The organism is Micromonospora sp. NPDC005806, assembly GCF_042871425.1.
Taxonomy (GTDB): domain Bacteria; phylum Actinomycetota; class Actinomycetes; order Mycobacteriales; family Micromonosporaceae; genus Micromonospora.
Genome location: NZ_JBIAIL010000005.1, coordinates 151311 through 178263, shown reverse-complemented (window position 1 = coordinate 178263; position 26953 = coordinate 151311). Strand labels below are relative to the sequence as shown.

Annotated in this window: 29 protein-coding genes, 2 tRNA genes and 1 pseudogene; 17 read left to right on the top strand and 15 right to left on the bottom strand. The window is 69.3% G+C overall.

The features are described from left to right. Positions 1–90 precede the first annotated feature (90 nt). Both ACFYOS_RS08720 and ACFYOS_RS08715 read left to right on the top strand, forming a co-directional pair. A complete protein-coding gene (locus ACFYOS_RS08720) occupies positions 91–993 on the top strand; it encodes an aminoglycoside phosphotransferase family protein (RefSeq protein ID WP_387137157.1) in 903 nt (300 codons plus the stop codon). A 70-nt stretch (positions 994–1063) separates the two neighbouring features. After that, on the top strand, positions 1064–1318 hold the full coding sequence (locus ACFYOS_RS08715) for a hypothetical protein (RefSeq protein WP_387137155.1): 255 nt from the start codon (positions 1064–1066) through the stop codon (positions 1316–1318). On the opposite strand, the gene ACFYOS_RS08710 is transcribed toward ACFYOS_RS08715, so the two are convergent. Then, positions 1312–1806: a GNAT family N-acetyltransferase gene (locus ACFYOS_RS08710; protein WP_387137152.1), complete on the bottom strand. Its 495-nt coding sequence runs from the start codon at positions 1804–1806 to the stop codon at positions 1312–1314. The genes ACFYOS_RS08715 and ACFYOS_RS08710 overlap by 7 nt on opposite strands. Before the next feature lie 138 nt (positions 1807–1944). Here ACFYOS_RS08710 and ACFYOS_RS08705 point away from each other — a divergent pair, with 138 nt between their 5' ends. The 3 genes from ACFYOS_RS08705 (at position 1945) to ACFYOS_RS08695 (ending at position 5095) form a co-directional block, all read left to right on the top strand. Continuing rightward, entirely contained in the window at positions 1945–3996 is a 2052-nt protein-coding gene (locus tag ACFYOS_RS08705) for a TolB family protein (RefSeq protein WP_387137150.1), read from the top strand. Positions 3997–4143: 147 nt separating this feature from the next. Beyond that, on the top strand, positions 4144–4311 hold the full coding sequence (locus tag ACFYOS_RS08700; protein WP_387137146.1) for a hypothetical protein: 168 nt from the start codon (positions 4144–4146) through the stop codon (positions 4309–4311). Between the two features lie 82 nt (positions 4312–4393). Further along, on the top strand, positions 4394–5095 hold the full coding sequence (locus ACFYOS_RS08695; RefSeq protein WP_387137144.1) for a hypothetical protein: 702 nt from the start codon (positions 4394–4396) through the stop codon (positions 5093–5095). A gap of 204 nt (positions 5096–5299) precedes the next feature. Here ACFYOS_RS08695 and ACFYOS_RS08690 read toward each other — a convergent pair whose 3' ends face one another. Next, on the bottom strand, positions 5300–5914 hold the full coding sequence (locus ACFYOS_RS08690; RefSeq protein ID WP_387137141.1) for a DinB family protein: 615 nt from the start codon (positions 5912–5914) through the stop codon (positions 5300–5302). A 257-nt stretch (positions 5915–6171) separates the two neighbouring features. Between ACFYOS_RS08690 and ACFYOS_RS08685 the strand changes: the two are divergent. From ACFYOS_RS08685 to ACFYOS_RS08675, 3 genes and pseudogenes are all read left to right on the top strand, one after another. Beyond that, positions 6172–6337: pseudogene (locus tag ACFYOS_RS08685) on the top strand (hypothetical protein); the annotation flags it as partial. Positions 6338–6620: 283 nt separating this feature from the next. Continuing rightward, positions 6621–7052 carry a hypothetical protein gene (locus tag ACFYOS_RS08680; protein WP_387137139.1) on the top strand — a complete coding sequence of 144 codons (432 nt, stop codon included), beginning with the start codon at positions 6621–6623 and terminating at the stop codon, positions 7050–7052. A gap of 376 nt (positions 7053–7428) precedes the next feature. Then, positions 7429–7863, top strand: a complete 435-nt coding sequence (locus tag ACFYOS_RS08675) for a hypothetical protein (protein WP_387137137.1) — start codon at positions 7429–7431, stop codon at positions 7861–7863. A 440-nt stretch (positions 7864–8303) separates the two neighbouring features. Here the strand turns inward: ACFYOS_RS08675 and ACFYOS_RS08670 are convergent, their stop codons facing one another. The 4 genes from ACFYOS_RS08670 to ACFYOS_RS08655 all read right to left on the bottom strand — a co-directional run bounded on the left by ACFYOS_RS08670 (position 8304) and on the right by ACFYOS_RS08655 (position 11017). Beyond that, positions 8304–8612 (bottom strand): hypothetical protein, encoded by a 309-nt coding sequence (locus ACFYOS_RS08670; RefSeq protein WP_387137134.1) that lies wholly within the window; start codon positions 8610–8612, stop codon positions 8304–8306. Between the two features lie 190 nt (positions 8613–8802). Continuing rightward, a complete protein-coding gene (locus ACFYOS_RS08665) occupies positions 8803–9312 on the bottom strand; it encodes a hypothetical protein (protein ID WP_387137132.1) in 510 nt (169 codons plus the stop codon). 107 nt (positions 9313–9419) lie between these two features. Continuing rightward, positions 9420–10217 carry a glycosyltransferase family 2 protein gene (locus ACFYOS_RS08660; RefSeq protein ID WP_387137129.1) on the bottom strand — a complete coding sequence of 266 codons (798 nt, stop codon included), beginning with the start codon at positions 10215–10217 and terminating at the stop codon, positions 9420–9422. Next, a complete protein-coding gene (locus ACFYOS_RS08655) occupies positions 10202–11017 on the bottom strand; it encodes a GntR family transcriptional regulator (RefSeq protein WP_387137127.1) in 816 nt (271 codons plus the stop codon). The genes ACFYOS_RS08660 and ACFYOS_RS08655 overlap by 16 nt, the downstream gene beginning before the upstream one ends. A gap of 166 nt (positions 11018–11183) precedes the next feature. Between ACFYOS_RS08655 and ACFYOS_RS08650 the strand changes: the two genes are divergently transcribed. The 7 genes from ACFYOS_RS08650 to ACFYOS_RS08620 all read left to right on the top strand — a co-directional run bounded on the left by ACFYOS_RS08650 (position 11184) and on the right by ACFYOS_RS08620 (position 17228). Beyond that, a complete protein-coding gene (locus ACFYOS_RS08650) occupies positions 11184–11612 on the top strand; it encodes a hypothetical protein (protein WP_387137124.1) in 429 nt (142 codons plus the stop codon). An 88-nt stretch (positions 11613–11700) separates the two neighbouring features. Further along, positions 11701–12156 (top strand): hypothetical protein, encoded by a 456-nt coding sequence (locus tag ACFYOS_RS08645; RefSeq protein ID WP_387137122.1) that lies wholly within the window; start codon positions 11701–11703, stop codon positions 12154–12156. A 3-nt stretch (positions 12157–12159) separates the two neighbouring features. Next, positions 12160–13590 (top strand): FtsK/SpoIIIE domain-containing protein, encoded by a 1431-nt coding sequence (locus ACFYOS_RS08640; protein WP_387137119.1) that lies wholly within the window; start codon positions 12160–12162, stop codon positions 13588–13590. Next, complete coding sequence (locus tag ACFYOS_RS08635) at positions 13587–14174, top strand: DUF2637 domain-containing protein (RefSeq protein WP_387137116.1); 588 nt, start codon at positions 13587–13589, stop codon at positions 14172–14174. The genes ACFYOS_RS08640 and ACFYOS_RS08635 overlap by 4 nt, the downstream gene beginning before the upstream one ends. Then, positions 14171–15901 (top strand): replication initiator, encoded by a 1731-nt coding sequence (locus ACFYOS_RS08630; RefSeq protein ID WP_387137114.1) that lies wholly within the window; start codon positions 14171–14173, stop codon positions 15899–15901. The genes ACFYOS_RS08635 and ACFYOS_RS08630 overlap by 4 nt, the downstream gene beginning before the upstream one ends. Continuing rightward, a complete protein-coding gene (locus ACFYOS_RS08625) occupies positions 15898–16080 on the top strand; it encodes a helix-turn-helix domain-containing protein (protein WP_387137112.1) in 183 nt (60 codons plus the stop codon). Before ACFYOS_RS08630 ends, ACFYOS_RS08625 begins: the two co-directional genes overlap by 4 nt. After that, positions 16077–17228, top strand: coding sequence for a tyrosine-type recombinase/integrase (locus ACFYOS_RS08620; protein WP_387137110.1), 1152 nt, complete (start codon positions 16077–16079; stop codon positions 17226–17228). The genes ACFYOS_RS08625 and ACFYOS_RS08620 overlap by 4 nt, the downstream gene beginning before the upstream one ends. 55 nt (positions 17229–17283) lie before the next feature. On the opposite strand, the gene ACFYOS_RS08615 is transcribed toward ACFYOS_RS08620, so the two are convergent. The 6 genes from ACFYOS_RS08615 to gyrB form a co-directional block, all read right to left on the bottom strand. Beyond that, positions 17284–17359 (bottom strand) — tRNA-Ala (locus ACFYOS_RS08615). Between the two features lie 43 nt (positions 17360–17402). Then, a complete protein-coding gene (locus ACFYOS_RS08610) occupies positions 17403–17531 on the bottom strand; it encodes a DLW-39 family protein (protein ID WP_387137107.1) in 129 nt (42 codons plus the stop codon). A 44-nt stretch (positions 17532–17575) separates the two neighbouring features. Beyond that, positions 17576–17649: transfer RNA gene (locus ACFYOS_RS08605), tRNA-Ile, on the bottom strand. 149 nt (positions 17650–17798) lie between these two features. Continuing rightward, positions 17799–18716, bottom strand: coding sequence for a DUF3566 domain-containing protein (locus ACFYOS_RS08600; RefSeq protein WP_387137104.1), 918 nt, complete (start codon positions 18714–18716; stop codon positions 17799–17801). Between the two features lie 3 nt (positions 18717–18719). Then, positions 18720–21245 (bottom strand): DNA gyrase subunit A, encoded by a 2526-nt coding sequence (gene gyrA / locus ACFYOS_RS08595; protein WP_387137101.1) that lies wholly within the window; start codon positions 21243–21245, stop codon positions 18720–18722. 130 nt (positions 21246–21375) lie between these two features. Further along, the gene (gene gyrB / locus ACFYOS_RS08590) at positions 21376–23322 is read right to left on the bottom strand and encodes a DNA topoisomerase (ATP-hydrolyzing) subunit B (RefSeq protein ID WP_387137098.1); all 1947 of its coding nucleotides are present in this window, start codon (positions 23320–23322) and stop codon (positions 21376–21378) included. Between the two features lie 522 nt (positions 23323–23844). Here gyrB and ACFYOS_RS08585 point away from each other — a divergent pair. Then, on the top strand, positions 23845–24399 hold the full coding sequence (locus ACFYOS_RS08585) for a hypothetical protein (RefSeq protein WP_387137095.1): 555 nt from the start codon (positions 23845–23847) through the stop codon (positions 24397–24399). Here the strand turns inward: ACFYOS_RS08585 and ACFYOS_RS08580 are convergent. Then, positions 24384–24878 carry a MarR family winged helix-turn-helix transcriptional regulator gene (locus ACFYOS_RS08580; protein WP_387137092.1) on the bottom strand — a complete coding sequence of 165 codons (495 nt, stop codon included), beginning with the start codon at positions 24876–24878 and terminating at the stop codon, positions 24384–24386. The two genes, ACFYOS_RS08585 and ACFYOS_RS08580, sit on opposite strands and share 16 nt — an antisense overlap. Positions 24879–24976: 98 nt before the next feature. Here ACFYOS_RS08580 and ACFYOS_RS08575 point away from each other — a divergent pair, with 98 nt between their 5' ends. Beyond that, a complete protein-coding gene (locus ACFYOS_RS08575) occupies positions 24977–25204 on the top strand; it encodes a hypothetical protein (RefSeq protein WP_387137089.1) in 228 nt (75 codons plus the stop codon). Positions 25205–25207: 3 nt separating this feature from the next. On the opposite strand, the gene ACFYOS_RS08570 is transcribed toward ACFYOS_RS08575, so the two are convergent. Both ACFYOS_RS08570 and recF read right to left on the bottom strand, forming a co-directional pair. Beyond that, entirely contained in the window at positions 25208–25822 is a 615-nt protein-coding gene (locus ACFYOS_RS08570) for a DUF721 domain-containing protein (RefSeq protein ID WP_387137086.1), read from the bottom strand. Beyond that, the gene (gene recF / locus ACFYOS_RS08565) at positions 25812–26945 is read right to left on the bottom strand and encodes a DNA replication/repair protein RecF (protein WP_387137084.1); all 1134 of its coding nucleotides are present in this window, start codon (positions 26943–26945) and stop codon (positions 25812–25814) included. The genes ACFYOS_RS08570 and recF overlap by 11 nt, the downstream gene beginning before the upstream one ends. Positions 26946–26953 lie beyond the last annotated feature (8 nt).

Genomic DNA, 26953 nt, shown 5'->3' with positions numbered 1-26953 from the left:
CCGCCCGTCGCCCGGTACGGCGGGCCGCCGTCCCGTCCTCCCCGGAAACCCGGTTGCCCGCCGGGAACGTCCCGCCACAGGATGGCCGGCATGAGCCGGGTGAGAATGCACGCCGACGAGGTGATGACCGACGAGGACCTGGTCCGGCGGCTGCTCGCCGGGCAGTTCCCGCGCTGGGCCGATCTGCCGCTCCGGCTCGTCCCCTCGTACGGGACCGACCACGACATCTACCGGCTCGGCGAGTCGCTGTCCGTCCGGCTGCCCCGGATCGGCTGGGCCACGCGGCAGGCGGCGAAGGAGGCCGAGTGGCTGCCCCGGCTCGCCCCGCACCTGCCGCTCACCCTCCCCGTCCCGCTGGCGATGGGCTGCCCGGCCGAGGGTTACCCCTTCGACTGGTCGGTCTACGAGTGGCTGCCCGGCGAGAACGCCAACGGCGCCCTGCACGACCTGGAGCGGGCGGCCGTCGACCTGGCCACGTTCATCGCCGCGCTGCGCCGCGTGGACACCACCGGTGCGCACCCCCGGCCGCCGCGCGCCCGGGGCGGCGACCTGGCCGAGTTCGACGAGGGCGTCCGCAGGTCGGTGGCGCAGCTCGGCGACCGCATCGACGGCGACGCGGTGCTGCGCGCCTGGCAGGAATCGCTGGACGCGCCGGCCTGGGCCGGGCCCGGGGTGTGGGTGCACGGCGACCTGCTACCCGGCAACCTGCTGGTCGTCGACGGCCGGCTCTCCGCCGTCATCGACTTCGGCGGCCTCAACGTCGGCGACCCCGCCTGCGACCTGCAACCGGCGTGGAACGTCTTCGCCGGCCGCAGCCGGGAGCGGTTCCGCGCCGAGTTGGAGGTGGACGATGCGGCCTGGCTGCGCGGCCGCGGCTGGGTCCTGCTCCAGGCGGTGATCGCCCTGCCGTACTACTGGGACACCAACCCGGGCATCGTCCGCCAGACCTCCCATGCACTGGCCCAGGTCCTCACCGACGCCGCCGGGTCCTGACCGCGCGGCGTTCCTTCGCCGAGGCGAGGGGTAGGCAGGTCCGTACCCCCAGCGGAGCACAGGAGGATCGATGACCGACGAGCGCCCGCGCAAGCGCGTCGACAGCGTCGACGACCTGGTCACCTGGCTGCAGTGGCTCGCCGACGACGTGGCCCGCGCACCGGACGCAGTGGTGAACCCGGAGCTGGACCAGTTCCTGGCCGCCTGCGCCACTGCACTACGGGACCGGGCCCGCATGCGGCGCCGCACCGGCCGTACCGGACCGGAGCAGCCGTCCTGGCAGCTCATCGCTGACGTGCTGCAGGACGCGGCCTACCACTACTGACCCGGCCGGCGTCCGTCCGCCCGTTCGGTCGCGGCGGACCGGAGATCAACCTCGAACGTGGGGTAGTCCGGCTGAGGACAGGCCATCCCCTGATAGCCGAGGCGCTCGTAGAAGGGCGCGGCCCGTTCCCGGTGCGCCTGCCACTCCAGATACCGCACCCGCTGCGCGGCCCAGTCCCGTACCGCCGCCATGAGGGCGCGGCCCACCCCGCCCGACCTCAGCTCCGGGCGCACATAGAGATCGTGCAGCCGGGCCACCCGATGATCGTCGCCCGCCCGGAGGTGCGGACCGTGGTCCTGGGCGGCCGCGTACCCGGCGAGCTTCTTGCCGTGCTGTGCGCCGAGGATGACCCAGCGCGGGCCCGCGAGAAGTCGTAGGTATCGCTGGCGTTGGACATCTGGCTGCTCGTCGTTGACGCCCATGTCCTGCAACATGGGCCAGAGCTGGGGCCAGTCTTCGGGCGACAGGGCACGGACCACGATCGGCATTCCGGTGATGGTTCCGAGGGCCGCCCCGACGCGGCAACGGGATTACGGCCGTGGTGGTGCCCGTCGCGACGCTCCCGTATCGTCTCGGCCGTTTGACTGATCAAGCGAGGCGATCTTCCACGTAGGGTCGCCTGGGCCGTGCTCCGATTCGGGGCGCGTGATTCATGGGGGTGCTACGTGCGCGCACGGACTGTTCGTGCGGTTGTGGCCGCCGCCGTTCTGGCGGGGACCACCGGGTTCTTCGTCTCTTCCGGCGCGGTCAGCGCGTTGGCCGATACCGGGGTCATCACCCCGGCACCGGACAGCGAGTACTTCTTTCCAGCCCTCCTGGACTCGCTCGGTGACCTGGTGGTCGACGGTGTGCACCAGAGGCTGATCGCCAGTGACCCGACGAACGGCCTGATCGCGTCCACCTCCTACACCGGCTACGACGGGTCGAATGGCGCGACCATCACGAACCTTCCAGGCGTCGCCGGCCTGACGTTGGCTGCGGACGCCGCCACCCTCTACGCCGCCGTGCCTGACTCGCACGTCATCGTCGGCTACTCCACGACGACGTACGCCGAAACCGCGCGCATCACGCTGGGCGACAAGATCTACCCGCGTGACGTCGTCGTGGCCGGCGGTCGTCTCTGGTTCTCCTACGACGACGGCGTCGCGAGCGGCAACTTCGGCTCGATCGACCCAGCCTCGTCCACCGTCACGCTGCACAGCTCCACCGGCATCAGCCCGTACTACGGCGCGCCGCTCATCGCCGCCAACCCGGGCGCGCCCAACCTGATCGCACTCTCCGAGGGCAGCCGCACCTCCGGAAGCCACGTCGCCGTCTACGACGTCTCAACCGGCACCGAGCAGCAGATCGTCGAGAAGTCCATCGACGGCCTCAGTTACCTGCGAGACCTTGCGCTCTCCGCGGACGGCAGCCAGGTCGTGGTGGGCGGTGCCGGCGGCGCGCTCCAGCTGTCCAGCACCGATCTCTCGACGGTCGGCAGCTATCTGAACACCGTCGGCTACGCGGTGGACACCGCCCCGGACGGCCGGGTCGCTGTCGCCACCCGGACCGACATCGGCACGCCCGACCTCTACACCTACGACGCGGGCTCGACCACCGCGCTGCAGGCCTTCGACATGCCGGGTTCCATGCTCGTCAACCACCCGGGCCCGGACCAGGTGATGGCGAACGGGATCGTCTGGCAGCCGGACGGCCGTCGCCTGTTCGTCGTCACCGACAACAACGGCCTGATCGGCTTCCGGGCGCTGAACGAGCCGGTCGCCACCGCGATCGCGCTGAGTGCGCCGACCAGCGCCGCCCGCGCGGCGTCGCTCACCATCGTCGGCACGATCACCGGCTCGCTCCCGGCCGGCACCGCGCTGACCGTGACCCGCACCGACATGGAGTCGACGTCCGGCACGCCGCTGGCCAGCGTGACCACGGACGCGTCGGGGAACTTCACGGTCGTCGACGCGCCGCCAGCCGGCGGAAACGTCACCTATACCGTCGCGTACGCGGGCGACGACACCCATCTCGGGGCCACGGCCACCGCCACGATCGCCGTGTCGCTGGCCACGCCGACGTTGACGCTGAACCGCAGCGGCACGGTCAACACCTACGGGACGACCGTCGCCATGACCGCCCATCTGGGCAGCACCTACACCAACCGCACCGTGGAGATCTGGGCCGATCCGGCCGGCAGCGACCAGGCCAACAAGCTGCTCGTCAAGGGTATCGTCGACAGCAGCGGCAACCTGACCGTGAACCTGCGCCTGACCCGCAACACCGTGGTCACCGCGCTTTTCAGGGGGGACGCCAGGTACGCGGCCCGGTCGGTCAAGTCGAACCTCTACACCAAGGTCAGTGTGAGCACGGCCGTGAGCTACTTCTACAAGACCAGCAGCGGCTACTACTACTTCCACAAGACCAGGAACCCGGTCTTCACCACCACCATGACCCCGAACCGCGGGCGCAAGCAGAAGCTCATCTTCGAGTACTACTCCAGCGGCGCATGGCACACCTGGAAGTCGTACCTGCTGCCCCTGAGCAGCACCGGCAAATCCACGTACACCCTCACCGGCACGCACATGACCGGCGTGAAGTACCGGGTCCGCGCCGCCTACATCGCCGGCACCTCCGGCGACAGCCTCAACTACACGACGTACGGCGCCTACCGCTACTTCACCTTCACCATCTAGGTCGACGGCCCGAGTGAGTGACACGAAATGACGAACAAGGTGTGAGGGCCCTCCCTACCGCCCTCGCTCCGCCGGCTCGGCTACTGTGCCTCGGCTGTATGAATCGGCTGTAGCGGCACCAACGGGCAACCCCTATGGTTCACGATCATGGAAGCCTCGATCGCGGCCGTTCTCTTCTACGTGCTGATCCTGCTTGTCCTCTACTGGGTGATCCGCCTAGCTGTCCGACACGCGATCCAGGACGCCGACAAGCGCCGGTCACAGGAGTGGGTCGAGAAGGTCGGGGCCCGCGTTTCACGCGAGCGTCGGAGCTGAGCCCGGAACCTCCGTATGGAAGGGCACGAACCAGATCGCGCGCGGCCGCATAGCGTTGCACCGGCGCTCTACACTTCGGCTCGTGTCGATTCGCGATCTCCGGCTGGTGAATCAGCTCGGTGCGGCGTATCTGGCCGTGTTGACCGTCGTGTCGGCACTCGGCGGCGCACTGGTCGCGACCACATGGATCCGGGCGGACACGGTGGCCGTTCCGGGCGCGATCCTGTGGTGCCTCGCGTTGGGGGCGGCGGTGCTCGTGACCACTCCCGCACAACCTCCCCGCATGGGCCTGCTGTCGCTGGCGTGGCTCTTGTCCGGGCTGCTCATGTTCGCCAGCGCGATGGGCTTTTACACGGCCGTCCTCGAAGCGCGCGGCAAGCGGGTCGAGGCCACCGTGACGCAGGTACGCGACGGTACCGAGAAGGGGCGCCACCTCTATTACGCGCTGGCGGATCTGGAGGGGACACGCATTCCCGGCGAGCTGGGCGGGTGGCCGGGCGCGGAGATCGGTGCGAGCCACAATCCCGAAGGCGAGGTCGGCGCGCGGGTCACGGTGATACGGGACCCGGAGGGCCTGGTCGATCCACGCCTGCCGGACGACGTCGATGGTCCGGCCGCGGTGATTATCTGGCTCGTGGTCTTCACCATGACCGCCGTGGCGTGCATGCTCGCTGGACGACCGCTGAAGCCCCGGGTCAGGGTGCGCCGTCCTCGCGAGACTTCCGAGACCGGACGTGGTCGAGCCCGGCGGCGGCGGCGCAAGCAACGCCTCCGTCGGTCCTGACCTCGCCAGGCGGTCTACCCGTCGTCGCACTCCAACCGCAAGGACCGCTCCACATACCGACTCTGACTGTCGAGCGTGTCGTGATCGAGATTGACGGTCACCTGTTCGACAAGCCGTACCCGAAGTCAGCCAAGAGCCGGCGGAGCGGGCCGCTGGCCCGTTTCTGGAACAGGCGCTTCGACGCCACCGCGAGCTGGTCGCGCATCATGCGGTGGCCGCAGGTGACAGCGTAGACCCTGGCCGTTGTCGGCCGGCCTCCTGCGCATTCCGCTCCACCATGTCTCGATGGGCGGCCCATGTCGCCGCATCCGACGGCATATTGGTCGACGTGCTGAGAAGGCCGACCGCGCCATCGATTAGCTCACGGACGATGTCGGCATGACCAGCATGGCGCTGCGTCTCAGCAGTCATATGGACCAAGATCTGATGCAGCGTCACCTCGCCGCCATCGCCCCACCACGGCACCCGGCCGACCGCGTCCAGCGGCAGCGCCTCGATCGTCGCGTCCGCATGCGCCCAGGCCTGGCGGTACAGACCGATGATGGACTCGCGCGACTCTGTCGGCAGTGCCCACGTAACCCAAGCCTGCTCGCCCTCCGGCCATCGCGCGACGGCGCCACTTGGACGCCCGAAGGTTTCGCCGAAGTACCCGAACTCGCCACGTGCCAAATGCTTGACCAGCCCCAGCAGGTTGGTCCCGGTGGGCGTCAGCGGGCGGCGGGCGTCGTACTCGGTCAGCCCGTCGAGCTTCCACAACATCGCACCGCGAGCCCCTTGCAGGTAGTCGAGCAGGTCTGCCTTGGGGTCGGAGATCGTCATGGCGGACATCGTGCCAGCGTCCAGCAAACCGCACCAGGCGTCCCGAACCCACGGCCTCGGAGCCGAACTGCACCGAAAGTAGACCCGACCCGATTCTCAATGAGCTAGTACTCCAGCCGTGGGTCGTGATCTTGCTGGTGGGGGCTGGGGGGAAACGGGTGCGGCCACCGCTGATCATCGGTGTGTGAAGAGCGTGGATTGCACGGGGCCCTGCTGCCGGCGCCGAGCAACCGGCAGCAATGCCGCGGCAGATCCTCGTATTCGTCGCCGGGTCGCTGGCTTGGGGTGCTGGTGGACGGATTCCGGCCGGACCGGTGGGACCTGACCAGCGCGGCGATCTGCCTGGCGGGCGACGCGGTGATCATGTACGCGCCGCGCGGCCGAGTGGTGCGCCGGGACGGTGGCCGTCGATCAGCAGCATGACGAGCATCAGGATGATCACGACGCCCAGGTGCAGGGCGGCGTTGACGCTTGCACCGAGGGGCTCGGGAGCGAGATCAACCGGTGTTTGTGCTGGTGGAGCCCAGGGGACTTGAACCCCTAACCCCTGCCTTGCAAAGATCAAGACTCCTGTCGGCCTACGTCGCTCCTCGCCGCTGACCTGCATCGCTTGTCGGCCGCTGCCGTTCTCCCCCGGCGCTCGTCGGTCGGCTTGGCTGTACGGATGGCTGTACAGATACTCGCTTCGGTCTGACATGATCACGACGTGCCCGCCCCCGAGCCCGCCGCCGGCAGTCCGCCGCTGGGGCCGTTTGCGCCGGCTGTTGTGCCGATTCCGGCCCAGTTACTCGCATGCGGTGCGCTACTGACTTCGGTTCTCGCCGCCGCCTGGCTCACGAGCGGATACCCCTGGCTGTGGATGATCGTCTGGTTTCCGTCGGTCCTGGTAGCGATCCCTCTTGCGATTCGGCGTGAGCGAGCGTTCCAGGTCACGTGCTGGATTGTTGTGGGGTTGCTACTCGTCCTGGCGGTCCTTGGCGTGTTCTTCGGGCTCTTCGCTCACCTACCCGCCGCCGTGATTCTGACAGCAGCCACAGCAGTAAATCCGCAGAAGGCACCCAGGCGGACCACGGCGGCGATACGTCTCGGCCTGCTTGTCACAGCCGTCGCCAGCGTGGCATGGGCATTGGCGTTTTGAGTGGATCTCCTCGTCGAGGGCAGTCGGCAGACCGTCCAGCCTCCCCGGACGGGGACAAGGTGGAGCGCCCTACCGGAAGAGTCTCAATGGCGGTTGTCAAGCGCCGCCGTGGGCGCCACGCGGTTTAGGAAGTGTGGACACGGGCAGCGATCGCTCGGCAATGACTTGCTTGACCTGCGCCGCCATGCTGGCAGCCACCTCCAGAAGCTGACCGCCGTTGACCTTCGACGCCCGTCCGATCGGGCACGCAAGGGGCACGGGCCAGCTGGGGCGCCGGTAGGTTGCCGTTGGCGAAAGATCTACCCGCCCTAGCCGTCAGGTTGGTAGCCGGCGGTGAGGGATCCGCCCACGAGCACTTCAGAGGAGTGCATTCTTGATGGACTCGGTCGAGACACTGTTGCGTCTGGCGAAGTCAGATGACTTCTCGGAGCGGGCGCGTGCCGGCACCGAGCTGAGCCGGTTCGCTGGATCCGACGCCGTCGACCAGGCGCTCCTGGAGCTCCTGCTGGATGACGACAACACCTCTCCCGTTCAGGACACAGCGGAAGCCTTGATCAAGCGTTGTGACAGAGCAGCGCTCCGTCCGTTCGCCGCAGCCTGGCATCGAGCTGACTCAGCGAAGGACAACATCCACCTAACAGAGATCGCTGACTACCTTTACGGCGCCACCAGCTACGGCCTCTGGCTTGACTCGACTGATCCTCAGCGTAAGGGCCTCCAAACGGTGCTTGCGACACTGCTCGATGACCAAGACGAGGCGGTCCGCAAGGGCGCTGACAGCCTGCTCGGCACGCTCCCCGGTGCTCGCTAGGGCTCAACGCAGCAGATGGGCGGGACTGGCCGCCGGCTGGGGCGGATCTCCTCGTCGGGCAGTCTCCGACCTTCCAGCCTCCCCGAACGGGGACAAGGTGGAGCGCCTCACCAGCCGAACGACCTTGGCCCCGTTCGGGGAGGCTGGTAGCCCTTGTGGTGTCCGTCGAGGTGATCCGCGGCGGCATCTCTGAGGAGGGTCGGGGTTCGGGGCGGAGCCCCGAGGTCTTCATGGTCCTGGTCGTCTGTCAGCGTGGCCGGCCGGCCCGGCCGATGCCGGCCGGAGGTCGCCAGCAGGCCGGGGCCGGGCCGGCGCGGCCCGCTTGCGGGCCGCCTTGATCCTTAAGAGCTTTATTCGGCAGTGCGAACGGACTCGGTGGTGTCCTCCGTCAACTGATCTGCGACACCTCAGCGCGCTGATCGCGGCAAATCCGGAAGTTGTCAGCCCTCCCGTTCGCCGGCGTTCGCGATAGCTAGGAATCCCTCGAACTCCTCCAGCATGCCGCCGGCGTCACCACCCACTGCCACGAACATGGCGACCGCATCTCGCAGCATCTCGGCGGTTGAACGGTCAAGGTGCAGCGTCATCCAGTCGCGTGGATCCACCGCGTCGGCGAAGACCTCAGGAAAGCGCTCACGGACGAGCCGCGCCGCCTCCTCAGCCTCCTGCTGGGTCATGGCGGTTGTCAACAGCGTCCAGAACTCTTCTCGTCGGTATCGGTCGTGACCGAAGTCGTGGGTGTTCTGCACGTCCCGATGGTAGGTGTCCTGTGGACCGGCAACAGCATGCTCATCGGCATGACAGGACGTTTCGTCGGCGGCCAACCTGCCGTCCCTAGGCCGCTGGATCTGTCGCACATCAGTTGGCGGATGAATGTCGCGGATCTGGTGTCGGATCACAGCGCGTGTCGGATCACAGCGTGTGTGGATCCTTCGATCGTTACGCCCTGGATGGCGAGCCCACTGCCAGGTAGACGACTGAGGCAATCACGCCCACCAGGCAGGCAACCAGAAGCAGTACATGCCCCTGCCGCCACCTGCGCACTACGGGGCCGGCGATCGCCACCATCGGCGTGTCCTCCATGAGCCACAGTATCGACCTCAGCCTTCGTTCATATCCGGCGGCAGTCAGCCTGTGCCCACCACCCGCTCCAGGGATCAATGCCCTGATATCAATGGTTGGATGCCCCAGCACCCGCAATTCGATGCTGAGGCGCGGAAGGCCCTGAACCCCATCGACGAGTGACCGCGGCACATCGTATCTCACCATAGGGTTAGCCACCACGACATGCGTCTTTGTCACCGCGATGTACGCTGCCGGGCCAGCTAGGTAGAAGAGCACAATCGCTGTTGCCAGGAACGGGAGGAGTCCAACTACTGCTCTGCGGTTTTCATCCGTGATTGCTGTCAGCGACCACACTCCGGTTGCCGCCAGCATCGCCATAGCCATGAAGGAAAGCTTGTCTTGGCGCCGGATCGAGGTCAATTTCGATGTCTGCCGATCCCTCCAACCCAGTAGGACGGCGAGCCGGGTCAACAACGGTGGGGACGCCGGTGTCATTCGGCAGGCTCCGACAGATGCTCGTGAATCTGGTGCGCGGCCTTGGTGGGGAACAGTGCGAGCAGTGCCTCGGCTCGTGCCTGAATGATCCGTTCCCGCTCGGCGCGCTGGCGCGCGTCCGTGTGGGTGTCCTGACCGGTGATCTGTCCGGGCCACTTGCGGTAGAGCAGGCCGGGCTCCGCGATGAAGTAGCCGCGGCTCATGATGCTGAGGGCGAAGAGCAGGCCGGTGTCCTCGGAGGTCGGCAGGGCCATCCAGCCGCCCAGCGCGAGAAGGAGCTGCCGCCGGGCGCACAGCGTCGCGGGGTGCACGGGAAGCCGGTGGTGCTGGCGCCAATGCTCGTAGACGGTGCCGCGCTCGAACGGGCCGCCGGGTGGGTCGCTGTGCTCCCAGCCGACGGTGGACCCGTCCGGCATAAGGTCGAGCACCCGTGCGGTCGTCCAACCCACGTCCTGATGCTCGTCGAGGGTGCGGATATCTCGCGCGAGCGCGCCCTCCGTGAGTTGGTCGTCGGCGTCGAGGACCTTGACGAGTTCGCCCTCGGCACGGCCGAGAGCGAGGGTGCGGGCAACGCCCGGTCCGCCGTGTCGACCCATGCCGTAGCTGATCCGCTCGTCCTTTGGCAGGAAATCGGCAATGGTGCCGGTCTCGCCGTCCTCCTGGACTAGCCACTGCCACTGCCATCCGGCGGGCAGCTCTTGCTTGAGCAGTGAGGCGTACGCGTCTGTCAGGTAGGGTGCGCTGATCTCGTGAACGGGCGTGATGATCGAGACGACTCTCACCGCTTGCTCCACCGCTTGAGCTTGATGTCGTAGACAAGTTCGGTCCGGTCGCCTGGGTAGACCGCCTCGGCCACCTCGACCACCTTGCCGGTGGTGTCGATGCACGTCTTGTAGAGGGCGAGAACGGAGACGCCGGGCTCGATTCGCAAGATGTCCGCCTCGTCAGGCATTGGCGGCCGTGCGGTCACCTCGTCGGTGATGCGGTCGACCTCGACGCCGACCGTTGAGAGCTGGTGCTGCGTGCCGCCGGGCCACGGCTCGCTGGTCTCGTCTAGCAGTGCGGGGTTCGCTGCCACCATGTCATAGAGCAGGTGCGAGCGGGACATGCTCAGTGGGGCGTCCTCGTGCTTGGCGCTGGTCCAATAGAGCCGTTGGAGAAGCTGCGTTCCGGTCGGGATGCCGAATCGGCGGGCGAGGTCGTCGGTAGCTGGCAGGGTCCGGTAGCGCGCGTGGAACTGGAGGTCGTCGACCGTCAGGCCGGTGTCGCGCTCGGTACCTCCGGTCGACCTTCGCTCGTCCTCCGACTGGTGGACGCGGTCCTTCTCCCACTGATAACGCTCGATGTTCCTGCGTCGCACTCGTGCGCGTGGCGCGCGGACGTAGGTGCCGCGCCCCTGCTCGGCACGGACCAGGCCCCATTCGCGGAGCTGGCGGAGGGCGTTGCGCACGCTTGTACGCGAGAGACCGGAGGATGCCGCGAGCTCGGTCTCGCTCGGCATCGGCTTCCCAGCGGGCATCTCCCCACTCAGGATCTTGTCGCGCAGCTCCTCGGCAAGCTGGACATACCGGGGCCGCCAGTCACGTTCGATCACGTCGTCACGCTACCTCTCACCTGTTCACATGTCTGCCATCCCGACATGTGGAAGGAAACTTGTTGACTTGTCTGCTAAGTAACACCTAGCCTCTTCATCAATGCACTTGGCAGACATGTCTACAAGCTCCCTTCCGATCGGGAGGGCTGAGACCAGGAGGTCAGGGATGGCAGTCCCGAACACGGTCAAGGTTCCGGTTCCGTTCGATTACGTCTTCCCGCAGGGCGCGCTGTGCCTGGGTGTGGAGCCGGTGACGGACTTCGACAAGCGCGGTCAGGGTGATGACCAGGCGCGTGACAAGGACACGGGCGAGCGTCTGTGGGTGGTGAAAGTTCTGGACCTGGACCCGGAGGCCGGCAAGTTCGGCGGGTCGAAGGAGGTGAAGGTGAAGATCGCCGCTCCGGTGCAGCCGGTGCCGCCGGCGTCGAAGATCCCGGGTTACCCGCCGGCGGTGATGTTCACCAACGTGACCCTGACCCCGTACGTGGACTCGCAGCGGTGCAAGGGGTCGGGGAAGTGCCGGGCGCGTCAGGCGTGGTCGATCCGCGCGGGCGCGATGACCGACGCCGCCGCCGCGACCGAGCAGGCGGCCTGACCAGATCTCGATGCGCGGGGCGGGCCTCTTCCGCCAAGTCGACTCCCGCCCCGCGCTTCACCTGTTCTCCTTGGAAGGAGTTGGGCTGATGCCCACGCTAGCTGACGCTGCCCGCATCGCCGGGAACCCGCGCCCCGCCCCGCACCGCCGCACCCACCGCCGCACCGTGATGCGCCTCGCTGGCCCCGGTATCCGGGCGGCCCGCGAGGTCTACACCACCATGCCCGCCGATGCCGTGCGGGTGGCCGCTCTGGTGGAGATCTCCGCCGCCGCCGCCGCACTGGCGCGGACGGTGGTGAAGCTACGCCACCTCGACCCGGACCTGATCGCCCCGCACGTCTCTGACCGCGTCGACCTGCGGGCCGTCCTCGGTCGGGGCCGGTGGCTGCCGACCATGACCCGCCACGTCCCCGCCCCACTGTCCGGGCCGGTCGACCTCGCCGCCATCGTCCCCACCCGCCCGGTCCGTCGCCGGGTGGTTCGCCGTCGTCCCGGCTCGCCGGGTCAGGGCTCGCTGTTTGCCGCCGCTGTCGGGGAGGGCTGACCGATGCCCCTAGTGAACGTGATCCGGGGTGACCGGATCGACCCCGCCCCCATCACTGTCCGTACCCCGGTCCTGCGGGTACCGACGTGGCTGGCGCTGACCTGGTGGACCCTCAAGGGCTTCTGCCGCCTCGTCTGGCTGCTGCTCCGCTTCTGGTACGTCACCGCCCCGACGGTGGTCTTCGGCTGGCTGTATCTGCGGTTCGGCTGGGCGGGTCCGGTCGGCCTGGTCGCCGCCGTCCCGCTCGTCTCCGGGGCCTGGTACGTGGCGCATCGGGACTCGTTCCTGCGGCTCGGGTGGTGGCCGGTCCTGTCCTGCTACCGCCGCTGGATCTACCGCCGCAAGTGGCACGCGGCGATGGTCACCGCCCGCCTCGCCATCTCCTTCGACCGGCACACCGTCCTGCCGATCCTCAAGGGCGTCCGCTGCGGTGCCGGGGTGGATGTGGTGACGGTGCGGATGGTCACCGGCCAGATTCCGGACGACTTCGCCCGCGTCTCCGAGAGGTTGGCGCACACCTTTGGTGTCCGGCAGGTCAAGGCCGCACCCGGCCGGCGCACCGACCTGGTGCTGTTGACCCTGTTCCGCGGTGACCCTCTCGCCAAGCTGGTTCGGCCGTTGCCGGTGCCGGCGGTGCCGGAGTTCACCGCCCTGCCGGTCGGCCGGCAGGAGGACGGCGACGGCTACGACCTGCGCCTGTTCGGCACTCAGGTCCTGGTCGTGGGCGCCACCGGGTCGGGCAAGGGTTCAGTGATCTGGTCCGTGGTCCGCTCGCTCGCCGCCCGAGTCACCACCGGCCTCGTCCAGCTCTGGGGCCTGGACCCCAAGGGCGGCATGGAACTCGGGATCGGTGCGCCGATGTTCGCCCGGTTCGCCTGCCGCGACTACCCGGCCATGGCCGAGCTCATCGAGGACGCCGCCGCCCTGGCCCGCAACCGCGCGCGCAACCTGCACGGCCGGACCCGCCAGCACGTCCCGACGCCGGATGAGCCGCTGATCGTCCTCGTCATTGACGAGCTGGCGAACCTGACCGCCTACCTGACCGACCGGCAGCTCAAGGACCGGATCAAGGCCGCCCTGTCGATCCTGCTGTCACAAGGGCGGGCGGTCGGCGTGCACGTCGTCGCGGCGATCCAGGACCCACGCAAGGAAGTCCTGCCGTTCCGCGACTTGTTCCCGACCCGGATCGGGCTGCGCCTAGCCGAGGCGGCGCAGGTGGACTTGGTGCTCGGGGACGGGATGCGCGACCGGGGCGCCCTGTGCGACCGCATCCCGCAGTCCCTGCCCGGCGTCGGCTTCGTGGTCATCGACGGTGACCCGACCCCGATGCGGGTCCGGTTCTCCTACCTGACCGATGACGAGATCCGCGACATGGCCCACACCTACGGCCGGCTGCGCGTGATCGACGGTGAAGTCCTGGACGGTGCCGCATGAAACCCCACCCCACCCACAGCCACGCCGAACGCGTCGAGGGCCCGGTCCTCGTCGTCATCCTCCTCACCGTGGCCGGCTTCGCCGGGGCCGCCTCGTTCACCCACGTCAAGGACTGGACCCTCAACAACTCACCGCAAGGGACCGGGCAGTGGTTCGGCTGGGCCAACGCCGTCATCTCCGAACTCGTCCCAGTCGCCGCCCTGCTCACTATTCGCCGCCGCAAACGCACCGGCGGCCCCATCGGCTACCCGATGTTCCTGCTCATCGCCGCCGTCGTCCTCTCCCTCGCCGCACAGCTCGCCGTCGCCAAACCCGGCCTGACCGGCTGGCTGCTGTCCGCCGTCCCGGCCCTGGCGTTCATGGGCCTGTCCAAGCTCATCCTCGGCACCACCCCGACCCCTGCCGACGAACCTGCCCCACCCTCGGTGGCCCCACCGGTCGAGCCGACACCGGCCGCGCCCGCGTCGGAACCGGTCGCCCTGGTCCCGGTCGAGTCGACCCGCCCGGCCCCGGTCGTTCCGGTGCCGTCGACCGCGTTCGTCCGCCGCAACGGCACCCCGCTGACTCGGGAGGTGAGCCGATGACCATCACTCCGGCGCTGCCCGGCCTCGACCCCACCCCGGTGGAGCCGCGGCCGGGCTCCCGGGCCGCCCGGATGCTCATGCCCCGCTCCGTCGACGTCGTGGCCGACCTGGCCGCCGACTACGGCGTCTGCACCCGCCCCGTCTCCCTGCGCCGCACTGACCTCGACTCCGGGCAGACGGAAGTGATCGACCTGCCCTGCGGGGCCACCCAGGCAGCCAAGTGCCCGGCCTGCGCCAAGCGGGCACGGAAGCTGCGGCAGCAGCAGATCCGCGAGGGCTGGCACCGCGACGACGAACCCGACCCCGGCCCCCAACCCGCCACCGACGCGCAACGGGCGCTGATCGTCGTCCGGGCGCATCTCGAGTTCGCCCGCGACGAGGCGACCCGGTCGTCGCAGTGGGATCAGGTCGCGGACCTGGACGACGCGATCCGAGAGCTGGAAGACCAGATCACCACCGAAGGGCTCCGGGGCCGACCCGCCCCGCCTCACGCCACCGACGACCAGGAGGACGGCGACGGCAAGCGTCGGGTGCGGTCGACCAAGCGGCGGCAGGACGCCCCTGACCTGCCCCGCCTCCCCGTCGACAACCGCACCATCGGCCGTACCTTCGAAGGTCACGCCGGGCAGGTGTTCCGGCCGTCGATGTTCCTCACCCTCACCCTCGACTCCTACGGCCGCGTGCACTCCGACGGCACCCCCGTCGACCCCGACAGCTACGACTACCAGCGCGCCGCCTGGGACGCCGTGCACTTCCCCCGCCTCCTCGATCGGTTCTGGCAGAACCTGCGCCGCGCGGTCGGCTGGAACGTCCAATACGCAGGCGCGGTCGAGCCGCAACGACGGCTTGCCCCGCACGCTCACTTCGCGCTGCGCGGCACCATCCCCCGCGCCCTCGTCCGTCAGCTCGCCGCCGCCACCTACCACCAGGTGTGGTGGCCACCCGCCGACGAGCTGGTCTACGAACCCGGGCGGGCGCCGCAGTGGGACTCGGCCGCCGACGGCTACACCGACCCGGACACCGGCCGGCTCCTGCCAACCTGGGATGACGCCCTGGACCTCGTCGACGCCGACCCCGACGCCCAACCCGTGCACGTCGTCCGCTTCGGCGTCCAAGTCGACGCCAAAGGCGTGCTCGCCGGCACCAAGGACGCCGACCGGTGCGTCGGCTACATCACCAAATACCTCACCAAGCAAGCCGCCGACTGCCACGACGTCACCACCGCACGGCAGCGGGCACACCTCGAACGGCTCTGGGCCGAGCTGCGGCACACGCCATGTTCGGAGCGGTGCGCGAACTGGCTGCTCTACGGCGTGCAGCCGAAAAAGGCCCGGCCCGGGTTGAAGCCGGGCAACTGCAAGAACAAGGTCCACAAGCGGGAAACCCTCGGCATCGGCGGCCGACGCGTCCTCATCTCCCGGCAGTGGTCCGGCAAAACCCTGGCCGACCACCGGGCCGACCGCCGCGAGTGGGTCAAAGCCCTGCTCGGTGTCACCACCGACGCCGACACCGCCCCGGCTGGCTCCGACGCGGTGAGGCACGCGTGGGAACTCGCCAAACCCTCCGACCCCGACGTCCCGCCCCTCGGCCACCGGGTCCTCAGAGCGATCTCCGAACGCATCCAATGGCGGGCGAAGCTCGACGCCGCGAGACGGGCCACCGACCCGCCCGATGTTTCGGCAATCTGCTCGGCTCAGTCGGTAGATCAGGAAGGGGAGGGAGTATGAGCGAGAGGAAGAGTGTTCGTCCGGCTGAAGCGGCGGCCCTGCTCGGCGTGTGTCGAGACACCGTGTATGTCCTGATGCGATCGGGACGGCTGCGGTCGATCAAGGCAGGGCGGGCTCGCCTCATTCCGCTGACTGCGATTGATGACTTCCTCTCGGCAACTGAGGAGTTCGCGGCATGACGGGCCGGCGTCGTCGTGCCCATGGTGAGGGCTCGGTGTACGAGCAGCGCCCGGGTGTCTGGGCGGCGGTGATCGACCTCGGTTGGATCGACGGCAAGCGGAAACGGAAATACGTCTACGCCAAGAGTGAGGCTGAGGCTGTCCGCAAGCGGGACGAGCTGCGGCGCCAACTACAGCTGGGCGTCGACCTCACGGCGCAGCGTCGGACCTTGGAAGCCTGGCTGACCGAGTGGCTGCGGGACGTGAAGACGCACGATGGCACCCGCCCGTCGACCCTGGCTCGCTACCGCCTTGCGGTCACTACGCACCTGGTGCCGGGCCTGGGCGGGGTCAAGCTCGACCGGTTGACACCTCGGGATGTGCAGCGGTTTCTCACCGGGCTCCGGGGCAAGCTCGCGCCGGCCAGCATCATCAAGGTGCACGCGGTCCTGCGCGTCGCCCTAGCCGACGCTGAGCGGATGGACTTGGTCCCGCGCAACGTCGCCAAGGCGGCCAAACCGCCGGCCCTCGGTCGGGCTGAGCGGCGTGCGCTGACGCCGGAGGAGGCCAAGACGCTGCTGTCGGTGGTCACCGGGGACCGGTTGGAGTCGCTGTTCGTCCTGGCGCTGGCGACCGGGCTCCGGCGGGCTGAGCTGCTGGGGCTACGCTGGTCCGATGTCGACCTAGCGAGGAAGGCGCTGTTTGTTCGGCAAACGCTCCAGCGAACCGATCAAGGCCTGGAGTTCGTGCCGCCGAAGACGCACCGGTCGAGCCGCCCGCTGCCGCTGTCGGGCCTGGCGGTGCGGGCGTTGGAGTTGCAGCGGGTGCGCCAGGCCAAGGAGCGGCTCGCCGCCGGCGAGGTGTGGTCGGATCACGGCCTGGTCTTCGCCAGCACGATCGGAACGCCGATGGAGCCGCGGAACGTGAACCGCCGCTTCGAGCAGCTCCGTGCGGTGGCCGGACTGGACTGGCTGCACCTGCACGACCTGCGGCACGCCTTCGCCACGTTCCTCCTCGACCAGGGCGAGGAGCTGCGAACGGTGATGGAGCTGCTGGGGCACTCCACGATTCGGATGACGGCAGACACCTACGGGCACGTCCTGCCGGCGCGGGCTCGTCAGGCTGCCTCGGCCATCGATCGCCTTCTGGGCGAGGAGGGGACGGCGTGACCGCTTGGCTGTACGAATGGCTGTACTCGGGAGCGAGGCCAACCGGTGTTTGTGCTGGTGGAGCCCAGGGGACTCGAACCCCTAACCCCTGCCTTGCAAAGGCAGTGCTCTGCCAGTTGAGCTAGGGCCCCGAGGGTGGGCGAAGTCGCCCGGTGCTGGCAGTCGGAGGGACGGTCAGCGGAGGTCCGGCGCGGTGGTCGCCTCGTGCCACAGGGCGCGCTCGTCGTTCGAGGCCTTCACCTTCTTGGCCACAACAGCGGCCACGCCGACGATGCCGGCGAGGATCAGGAACTTCTTGAACATGGGCGGACCCCTCGCGCTCGACTGCACCGTCGGACGATGTGCGGTGGGGCTAGCTGGAATCGAACCAGCGACCTCAGAGTTATCAGCTCTGCGCTCTAACCGACTGAGCTATAGCCCCGCGTAGCGACGAGCAAGGTTAACCCATCGCCGCCGCCGGCCCCAAATCGGGGGGTCGGTGGCGACGTCACCCGCGCCATGAACGAACCTACCCGGATACGCGACGCCGGGGCGACCGCTTTACGCGGCACCCCGGCGTCGTCGGTTGGTTCAGTCCCGCTCGGCGAGGGTCAGCTCGACTCCACCGACCAGGTCGGCGCAGACGTTGTAGACGAAGGCGCCGAGGGTGGCGAGGGCGGTGAAGAGCACGACGTTGACCAGGCCGATCAGCGCGGAGCTGAGGATCACGCCCTTGGCGGTGATCCGGAAGCCGCCGCCCTGGCTGCCGCTGGCGCTGACCAGGTCGGTCAGGCTGTCGTTGACGCTCTTGAACACGCCCATCGCGTCCAGGGCCAGGTACAGCACCGAGGTGGCGACGACCACCACGATGAAGAGCACCACGGAGACCGCGAACGCGAACTTCATCACGGACCACGGGTCGATCCGCTTGAGGTTCAGCCGGGCCCGGCGTGGTCCGCGCGACGCGGCCGAGCTGACCGAGGTACGCGCGGCGCGTACCGCCTCACCGACGCGCGCGGCCCCGACGGCGGCCGCGCCGCTGATGCCCGGCGGCAGGCCGCCGCCGTTGACGGGGCGGCCGGTGACGCCGGCCCGGGCACCGTCCGGTGACGGCTTGCCAAGGCCGGCCCCGATGCGCGGCTGGGTGCCGGTGGTGCCGGTCGACGGCTTGGCCGTACCCGTCGGCTTGAGCGGCTGTGTCGCCGTGGCGGCCGGCTTCGCCGCGGTCGCCGCAGTCGCCGTGGGGGCGGCCGGGGAGTCGCCGGGGGCCGGGGTGTCGGCCTTGGCCTGTTCGGTCTTCTCGCTCGCGCCCGAGTCCTCCGCGGGCTTGTCCGGCGGCGGCGTCATGCCGGGGGCCCGGGTGAACTTCGGGGCAGGCGCATCGGCGGGGACCGTGGCCCGGCCCACGGCCGCGCGGCCGGTCGCTGGTGTACCGCCCTGTGCGGCCTCCTCGTCGACCGGGTTGGCCGAGGTCCCCGTGTTCCCCGACTTCGCCTGTGTCTCCGTCATCAACTAGTCCTGTTCGTCAGGCTCGTCGGCATTGCGAGCAATCGCCACGATAGTCACGCCGTCCGGGAGGTCCATCAGCTTAACCCCCATTGTGTTCCGGTCACGCGTACGGCGTACAGGCTTCACCGGAGTCCGGATGACGCCGCCGTTGCTGGTGATAGCAAACAGCTCGTCGTCCGGGCTGATCACCACCGCACCGACCAGACCACCGCGTCGCTCGGTGATCTTCGCAGTCAGCACGCCCTTACCTCCCCGGCCCTGGACCGGGTATTCCTCGATCGGGGTACGTTTCGCGTATCCCCCGTTCGTCGCGACCAGCACGTCCATGTCCATACCCTCACGGACGACCTCCATAGCAAGCAGGACGTCCTCCTCGCTGAACCGCATGCCGATGACGCCGGAGGTGGCCCGACCCATCGGGCGCAGCGCCTCGTCGGAAGCGTTGAACCGGATCGCCTGGGCGTTCTTGGAAACCAGCAGCAGGTCGTCGGTCGGGGCGACGAGGGCAGCACCGACCAGCTCGTCCTCATCGCGCAGGTTGATCGCGATGACTCCGCCGGAACGGTTGGAGTCGAACTCCTCGAGCCGAGTCTTCTTCACCAGGCCGTTCTTCGTGGCCAGTACCAGGTAGGGGGCCACCTGGTAGTTCGGGATTTCGATGATCTGCGCGATCTGCTCGTCCGCTTGGAAGGCGAGCAGGTTGGCCACGTGCTGGCCCTTGGCCACCCTACTGGCTTCGGGAAGCTCGTACGCCTTGGCCCGGTAGACCCGGCCCTTGTTCGTGAAGAACAGGATCCAGTCGTGGGTGGAGCATACGAAGAAGTGGCTGACGATGTCGTCCTGACGGAGGCTGGCGCCGCTGACGCCCTTGCCGCCCCGGCGCTGAGAGCGGTAGAGGTCGACCTTGGTGCGCTTGGCGTACCCGGTGCGGGTGATGGTGACGACCACGTCCTCGCGGGCGATGAGGTCCTCCATCGAGACCTCGCCCTCGAACGGGATGATCTTCGTTCGCCGATCGTCGCCCCACTTCGCGACGATCTCGCCCAGCTCCTCGGAGACGATCCGCCGCTGCCGCTCCGGCTTGGCCAGGATGTCCTTGAGGTCGGCGATCTCCACCTCGAGCTTGGCCAGGTCGTCCAGGATCCGCTGCCGCTCCAGGGCGGCCAGCCGGCGCAGCTGCATGTCGAGGATCGCGGTCGCCTGGACCTCGTCGATCTCCAGCAGCCGGATCAGGCCCTGGCGGGCATCCTCGACGGTGGGCGAGCGCCGGATCAGGGCGATCACCTCGTCGAGTGCGTCCAGCGCCTTGGCCAGACCGCGCAGGATGTGCGCCCGCTCCTCGGCCTTGCGCAGCCGGAACGCGGTCCGCCGGCGGATGACCTCGATCTGGTGCTCGACGTAGTAACGGATGAACTGGGCCAGGTTGAGCGTGCGCGGCACGCCGTCGACCAGCGCCAGCATGTTGGCGCCGAAGGTCTCCTGGAGCTGGGTGTGCTTGTAGAGGTTGTTCAGCACCACCTTGGCGACCGCGTCGCGCTTGAGCACGAGCACGATCCGCATGCCGGTACGACCGGAGGACTCGTCGCGGATGTCTGCGATGCCGCCGAGCTTGCCCTCCTTGATCAGCTCGGCGATCCGCTCCGCGAGGTTGTCCGGGTTCACCTGGTACGGCAGTTCGCTGACCACCAGCGCCGGGCGGCCCCGCTTGTCCTCCTCGACCTCGACCACTGCGCGCATCCGGATCGAGCCGCGCCCGGTCCGGTACGCGTCCTGGATGCCGGCCTGGCCGACGATCAGGCCATGGGTCGGGAAGTCCGGGCCCTTGACGATCTCCAGCAGCGCCTCGAGGGTGGTCGCCTCGTCGGCCTCCGGGTGCTCCAGGCACCACTGCACGGCCGCGCCGATCTCGCGCAGGTTGTGCGGCGGGATCTTGGTGGCCATGCCGACCGCGATTCCCTCGGAGCCGTTGATCAGCAGGTTGGGAATGCGGGACGGCAGGATGGTGGGCTCCTTGGCCCGGCCGTCGTAGTTGTCCTGCAGGTCGACGGTGTCCTCGTCGATGTCCCGCAGCATCTCCATGGCCAGCGGGTCGAGCTTGCACTCGGTGTACCGCATGGCCGCGGCCGGGTCGTTGCCCGGGGAGCCGAAGTTGCCGTTGCCGTCGACCAGCGGGTAGCGCAGCGACCAGGGCTGCGCCATCCGGACCAGCGCGTCGTAGATGGCCGAGTCGCCGTGCGGGTGGAACTGACCCATCACGTCACCGACGACGCGGGAGCACTTCACGTAGCCACGGTCCGGCCGGTAGCCGGAGTCGAACATGGCGTAGAGGATCTTGCGGTGGACCGGCTTGAGCCCGTCCCGGACGTCCGGCAGGGCCCGCCCGACGATGACGCTCATCGCGTAGTCGAGGTACGAGCGCTGCATCTCGACCTCGAGGCCGACCGGCTCGATCCGGTCGTGCGCCACGACCGCGGCCAGTGTCTCCGGGGTCTCCGGCTCGTTCGGGGTGGACTCGGGAGTATCGGTCACTGTTAACCCTTATCAGACTCAGAGTCGTTTTCGTGCTGTGGATAACGGCTGTGGAAACCGGCCAGACTGTGGATAACTCTGTGGATCGCCGGGCCGGCCAGTGGATCTCCCGCCGGCCCGGCGTCGTCCGTCAGATGTCGAGGAACCGCACGTCCTTGGCGTTGCGCTGGATGAACGACCGGCGCGCCTCGACGTCCTCACCCATCAACACGCTGAACAGCTCGTCGGCGGTTGCGGCGTCGTCGAGCGTCACCTGGCGCAGGGTGCGGGTGGCCGGGTTCATCGTGGTCTCCCACAGCTCGGGATAGTTCATCTCGCCGAGGCCCTTGAACCGCTGGATGTCGTCCGGCCGGGCGTTGGGCTTCTTCTGCTGACGCAGCGCGATCAGCCCGTCCCGCTCCCGGTCCGAGTACGCGTACTGGGCGTCGTCGCCCTTCTTGTTCCACTTGATCTTGTAGAGCGGCGGGGCGGCCAGGTAGACGTGGCCCAGCTCGACCAGCGGCCGCATGAAGCGGAACAGCAGGGTGAGCAGCAGCGTCTGGATGTGCTGGCCGTCGACGTCGGCGTCGGCCATCAGCACGATCTTGTGATAGCGCAGCTTCTCGATGTCGAAGTCGTCGTGGATGCCGGTGCCCAGCGCGGTGATCAGCGCCTGGACCTCGTTGTTCTTCAGCACCCGGTCGATCCGGGCCTTCTCCACGTTGAGGATCTTGCCGCGGATCGGCAGGATCGCCTGGGTACGCGGGTCGCGCCCCTGCTTGGCCGAGCCGCCGGCGGAGTCACCCTCGACGATGAACACCTCGGACTCGCGCGGGTCGGTGGACTGGCAGTCGGCCAGCTTGCCCGGCATCGAGCCGGACTCCAGCAGCGACTTGCGCCGGGCCAGCTTGCGCGCCTGCTGGGCGGCGATCCGGGCCCGGGCCGCCTGCGAGGCCTTCTGGATGATCGTCTTGGCCTCGGCCGGGTTCCGGTCGAACCAGTCGACCAGCCACTCGTTGCACACCCGCTGCACGAAGCTCTTCACCGGGGTGTTGCCGAGCTTGGTCTTGGTCTGGCCCTCGAACTGCGGGTTGGCCAGCTTGACCGAGATGATCGCGGCCAGGCCCTCGCGGATGTCCTCGCCGGAGAGCTTCTCGTCGCCCTTGAGCAGCTTCTTGTCCGCGCCGTAGCGGTTGACCACGCTGGTCAGCGCGGCCCGGAAGCCCTCCTCGTGGGTGCCGCCCTCGTGCGTGTTGATCGTGTTGGCGAAGGTGTAGACCGACTCGCCGTACGATTCGTTCCACTGCATGGCGATCTCAACCGACATGCCGTCCTCCTCGGCCCCGAACTCGACCACCGTCCGGTGGATCGGGTTCTTGGAGGCGTTGAGGTGCCGGACGAAGTCGGCGATACCGCCCTTGTAGAGGAAGGTGACCTCGCGCGGCTTGCCCTCCTCACCCTCCGCGACCCGCTCGTCGAGCAGGTGGATGGTGAGGCCGCGGTTGAGGAAGGCCATCTCCTGCAGGCGCCGGTAGATGGTCTGGAAGTCCAGCTCGACGGTCTCGAAGACGTCCGGGTCGGGCCAGAAGGAGACCGCCGAGCCGGTGCGGTCGGTGGTCTCGCCCTTCTCCAGCGGGCTGGGCTTGGAGTTGGTGTACTGCTGCCGCCAGACGAAGCCGTCCTTGTGGATCTCCACCGCCATCCTCGTGGAGAGGGCGTTGACCACGGAGACGCCGACGCCGTGCAGACCGCCGGAGACCGCGTACGCCTTGCCGTCGAACTTGCCGCCGGCGTGCAGCACGGTCAGCGCGACCTCGACACCCGGCTTCTTCAGCTTGGGGTGGAGGTCGACCGGGAAGCCGCGCCCGTTGTCGGTGACCCGTACGCCGCCGTCGGTCAGCAGCACCACGTCGATGGTGTCGCAGTATCCGGCGAGCGCCTCGTCCACCGCGTTGTCGACGACCTCCCACACGAGGTGGTGCAGACCGCGTTCACCGGTGGACCCGATGTACATACCGGGCCGCTTCCGGACCGCCTCCAACCCCTCGAGGACGGTGATCGACTCGGCGCCGTACTTCTTGTTGTCCTCCGCTGCCACCCTCGGCCACTTTCTCGCACCGGCCGCGCCAGGGCGCGGGGCGCGGGTTCGGCGGACAGGACACGACGTCGGCGCGCGCGGACCGATCCCCGGTTGTCCAGGTCACGGATCGCTACGCCGGTCGCCGCGGTTGCCCGCGGATCGCGATCGGCTCGACCCGACCCGGGACAATGATCAAGGGCCCTGGGGCCCCTGTCCGTCGCTCCGTGTCGGGTCTTTCGTCTCGCCATCAATCTTACTCTGCGCAGCCGACCAAACCGCCACTCGGCACCCCTGCGCGGCGGCTGAGAACTACGTAGCCGGCCGAATTGCGCTGCCCGCGACTCCCCCTACACGCCATGCCCTGATCGAGGGCGCGGCCGGCCACCGGATCGGTACCGGCGCGTAACCGACCGGGGGTCGCGGCGGGACTGGCCGTGCCGTACCTTTGCGGCGCCGCCGCTGCGGCCTTGATCTCCGGCGGACCGAACCAGGACGATCGACCCGATCGGTCCGACAACGCATGGTGAGAGGTGACGCCAGATGGGGCTGGACAACGTCGCGGTGCACTGGCCGCGGACCGGCCGCTTCTACGATCCGGTCGCGCCGGCCGAGTTCGTCGACTTCGGCGAGATCGTGGACATGCCACGCATCTCCGCCCCCACCGCGGCGCTCGCCGAGCTGATCGCCAAGACCGGCACGGTCCGCGCGACCGCATACACCGAACTGGTCGACCTGATCCTCGGCCTGGAAAATGTGCTCTACGCCACGGAGAACGCCGCCGAGGACGAGGACCCGGTGATCGACCCGGACGGGTGCTCCTGGATCGCCGACGGGGTCGAGAAGTTCATCGCCCGGCACCGGACGATCGATGAGGCGGTGACCTTCGAATCGGTCAGCGAGGTGCTCCGGTCCCTGCTGGGCGACGGCCGGCTGGCCGAGCAGCAGCTGCGCTGGCTGGACAGCCGGCTGGACAAGCTGCGCGACGAGAACGGCGACCCGCCGCAGTGGAACTTCACCTGCGCCGAGCTGAGCGTGCTGGCCGCCTTCTACCGGCGCTGCGCCGACCGCGGCTTCGCCGTCTACGCCGACGCCTGACCCGGCTGCCCGGCCGGATCGGGTCCGGCCGTCGCGGCCCGGTTGGCCGCCGCGATCACCTCGGTCAGCACCGTGTGCAGGTGCCGCAGGTCCGCCAGCGGCAGGCCGAGCCGCGCCACGATCGCGGGCGGAATCCGCTCGGCCTGTGCCCGGAGCGCCTGACCGCTGGCCGTGAGCGAGACGGCGAGGCTGCGCTCGTCCGACGCGTCCCGCTCGCGCCGCACATAACCGGCGGCCTCGAGGCGCTTGAGCAGGGGTGACAGCGTGCCGGGGTCGAGCTGGAGCAGCCGGCTCAGCTCCCGCACGGACAGCGGGGCGGACTGCCAGAGCGCCAGCATCACCAGGTACTGCGGATGGGTCAGCCCCATCGGCTCCAGCAGCGGGCGGTAGACCGCGACGACGCCGCGTGCGGCGACGGAGAGCGCGAAGCACACCTGCTGCTCCAGCGCCAGGGGATCGCCTTCAAACTGGTCGGCCACCCTCGTCCTCCTCGTCGTCGTTGCGATCGTAGCAACGATTGGTGTACCAATAGTTGGCGCACAAATCGTGTCCGATGGGCGAGGGAGAGGCCAGGCGGATGAGCGGCGACGAGCAGGTGGGCGACGCTTCAGGCAAGGGCGGCCGCCTGATGGGTTGGGTGTTCCGTAACCTCGCCGGCCCGGGAGACGTGTCGGGCGCGGTGCAGGGCGGCTCGCGACAGGCCCGCGACGCCTGGAAGCAGGACCTCGAGCAGCGCAAGCAGTGGAGCCGCGAGCAGCGGGAGCGCAAGCGCGCGGAGCGGGAGGCCCGGCGCGGCGGTCACTGACCGTCAGCCGTACGTGTCGCGCGGTCCGCGGCCGCGGACCCGGCGTGGTCCGCGCGACCAGGACGGCGCGGCCGGGCCGTGGATGTGCAGCTTGCGCACCACATTGTGGCCCACCTCGCGGGCGATCTGCTGGAGCAGTGAGCCGGCGAGCAGCCGCAGCTGGGTGGCCCACGCCGTCGAGCGGGCCTCCACGGTCAACTCGCCGTTCTCAAGCTTGACCGGGCGGCTGTGCTGCGCCACCTCCGGCCCGACCACCCGTTCCCAGGCGCCGAAGACCGTCGCCTCGGCCGCCGGCTGTTGCCATCCGCGCGCCTTGACCAGCTTGTCCAGCACGGCGCCGAGCGGCTGCGGATCGCGGGGATCCGGCCCGGGACCGGAGTAGCCGCGCGGCCGCGGCTCGCCGTCGCCGCGTACCGCGCCGCGCCGCCGGGTGGTCGCCGCCGCCTGCCGGCGGGCCTTCGCCGCGTCCAGCACCGCCCGGGCCAGCTCCGGCCCGGACGCCCCGGCCGGCAGGTCCGCGGCCGCCTCGCCGCCCGTCTTCCCGTCCGGCCCCTCGGGGGTACGCCCACCGCGTCCCGGCCCCAGCCGGGCGGGTGGGAGTTCGACCTCATCCGACACGGCGTACCGTCCCCTCGCCCACCGCGTACCGGGTGCCCCGCAGGGCCGCCGGCACGTCGTCGTCCACCGCGCAGGTCACCAGGAGCTGGCTGGCCCCGCCGACCAGCTCGGCCAGCCGCTCCCGGCGGCCGGCGTCCAGCTCGGCGAAGACGTCATCGAGCACCAGTACCGGCTCGATCCCGTCGGCGCGCAGCAGGTCGTATCCGGCCAGCCGCAGCGCGAGGGCGTACGACCAGCACTCACCGTGGCTGGCGTACCCCTTGGCGGGGAGCGGGCCGAGGGTGAGGGCGAGGTCGTCGCGGTGCGGGCCGACCAGGGTGGTGCCGCGTTCGATCTCCGCCGACCGCTGCTCGGTCAGCGCGGCACCCAGCGCCTCGGCCAGCATCGCCCGATCGGTCGTCGGCTCGGGCAGCTCCACCGACGGCCGGTACGCGATCCCGGCCGCGCCCTTGCCGGCCGCCACCGCGTCGTACGCCTTCGCCACGTGTGGGGCGAGCGCCGCGACCAGCTCCAGCCGACCGGCGAGCAGCTCGGCCCCGTGGTGGGCCAGATGGGTGTCCCAGACCGCCAGGGTCGACAGATCTCCACCCCGCGAGCCACCCGTCTTGCGGGCCAGGTACGCCGTCCGCAGCAGGGCGTTGCGCTGCTTGACCACCCGCTCGTAGTCGGCGCGCACGCCCGCGTACCGGGGTTGGCGGGTGACCAGCAGGTCGTCGAGGTAGCGGCGGCGCTCGGCCGGGTCGCCGCGGACCAGTTCCAGGTCCTCCGGGGCGAAGAGCACCAGCCGCAGTGCGCCCAGCACGTCCCGGGCGCGGCGCGCCGGGGAACGACCCAGCCGGGCCCGGTTGGCCTTGCCGGGGACGATCTCCAGCTCGACCAGGAGTTCCCGGCCCTCGTGTACCACGGCGCAGCGGATCACCGCCGAGGAGGCGCCCATCCGGACCAGGGGGGCGTCCGTGGCGACCCGGTGCGAGTCCAGGGTCGCCACGTAGCCCAACGCCTCGACCAGGTTGGTCTTGCCGACGCCGTTGGCGCCGATCAGCACGTTCGGGCCGGGCTCCAGGTCGACGCCGACCCGCTCGTACGAGCGGAAGTCGACCAGTTCGAGCCGGCGGACGTACACAGGCTGTG

Bases quoted from the DNA above. Each gene is read 5' to 3' on its own strand.
- ACFYOS_RS08690 (WP_387137141.1), bottom strand. From the start codon at position 5,914: ATGACGATCTCCGACCCCAAGGCAGACCTGCTCGACTACCTGCAAGGG.
- ACFYOS_RS08620 (WP_387137110.1), top strand. From the start codon at position 16,077: ATGACGGGCCGGCGTCGTCGTGCCCATGGTGAGGGCTCGGTGTACGAG.
- ACFYOS_RS08640 (WP_387137119.1), top strand. From the start codon at position 12,160: ATGCCCCTAGTGAACGTGATCCGGGGTGACCGGATCGACCCCGCCCCC.
- ACFYOS_RS08710 (WP_387137152.1), bottom strand. From the start codon at position 1,806: ATGCCGATCGTGGTCCGTGCCCTGTCGCCCGAAGACTGGCCCCAGCTC.
- ACFYOS_RS08665 (WP_387137132.1), bottom strand. From the start codon at position 9,312: ATGGCTATGGCGATGCTGGCGGCAACCGGAGTGTGGTCGCTGACAGCA.
- ACFYOS_RS08585 (WP_387137095.1), top strand. From the start codon at position 23,845: ATGGGGCTGGACAACGTCGCGGTGCACTGGCCGCGGACCGGCCGCTTC.
- ACFYOS_RS08700 (WP_387137146.1), top strand. From the start codon at position 4,144: ATGGAAGCCTCGATCGCGGCCGTTCTCTTCTACGTGCTGATCCTGCTT.
- ACFYOS_RS08645 (WP_387137122.1), top strand. From the start codon at position 11,701: ATGCCCACGCTAGCTGACGCTGCCCGCATCGCCGGGAACCCGCGCCCC.
- ACFYOS_RS08635 (WP_387137116.1), top strand. From the start codon at position 13,587: ATGAAACCCCACCCCACCCACAGCCACGCCGAACGCGTCGAGGGCCCG.
- ACFYOS_RS08610 (WP_387137107.1), bottom strand. From the start codon at position 17,531: ATGTTCAAGAAGTTCCTGATCCTCGCCGGCATCGTCGGCGTGGCCGCT.
- ACFYOS_RS08650 (WP_387137124.1), top strand. From the start codon at position 11,184: ATGGCAGTCCCGAACACGGTCAAGGTTCCGGTTCCGTTCGATTACGTC.
- ACFYOS_RS08600 (WP_387137104.1), bottom strand. From the start codon at position 18,716: ATGACGGAGACACAGGCGAAGTCGGGGAACACGGGGACCTCGGCCAAC.
- ACFYOS_RS08575 (WP_387137089.1), top strand. From the start codon at position 24,977: ATGAGCGGCGACGAGCAGGTGGGCGACGCTTCAGGCAAGGGCGGCCGC.
- ACFYOS_RS08715 (WP_387137155.1), top strand. From the start codon at position 1,064: ATGACCGACGAGCGCCCGCGCAAGCGCGTCGACAGCGTCGACGACCTG.
- ACFYOS_RS08630 (WP_387137114.1), top strand. From the start codon at position 14,171: ATGACCATCACTCCGGCGCTGCCCGGCCTCGACCCCACCCCGGTGGAG.
- ACFYOS_RS08720 (WP_387137157.1), top strand. From the start codon at position 91: ATGAGCCGGGTGAGAATGCACGCCGACGAGGTGATGACCGACGAGGAC.
- ACFYOS_RS08625 (WP_387137112.1), top strand. From the start codon at position 15,898: ATGAGCGAGAGGAAGAGTGTTCGTCCGGCTGAAGCGGCGGCCCTGCTC.
- ACFYOS_RS08675 (WP_387137137.1), top strand. From the start codon at position 7,429: ATGGACTCGGTCGAGACACTGTTGCGTCTGGCGAAGTCAGATGACTTC.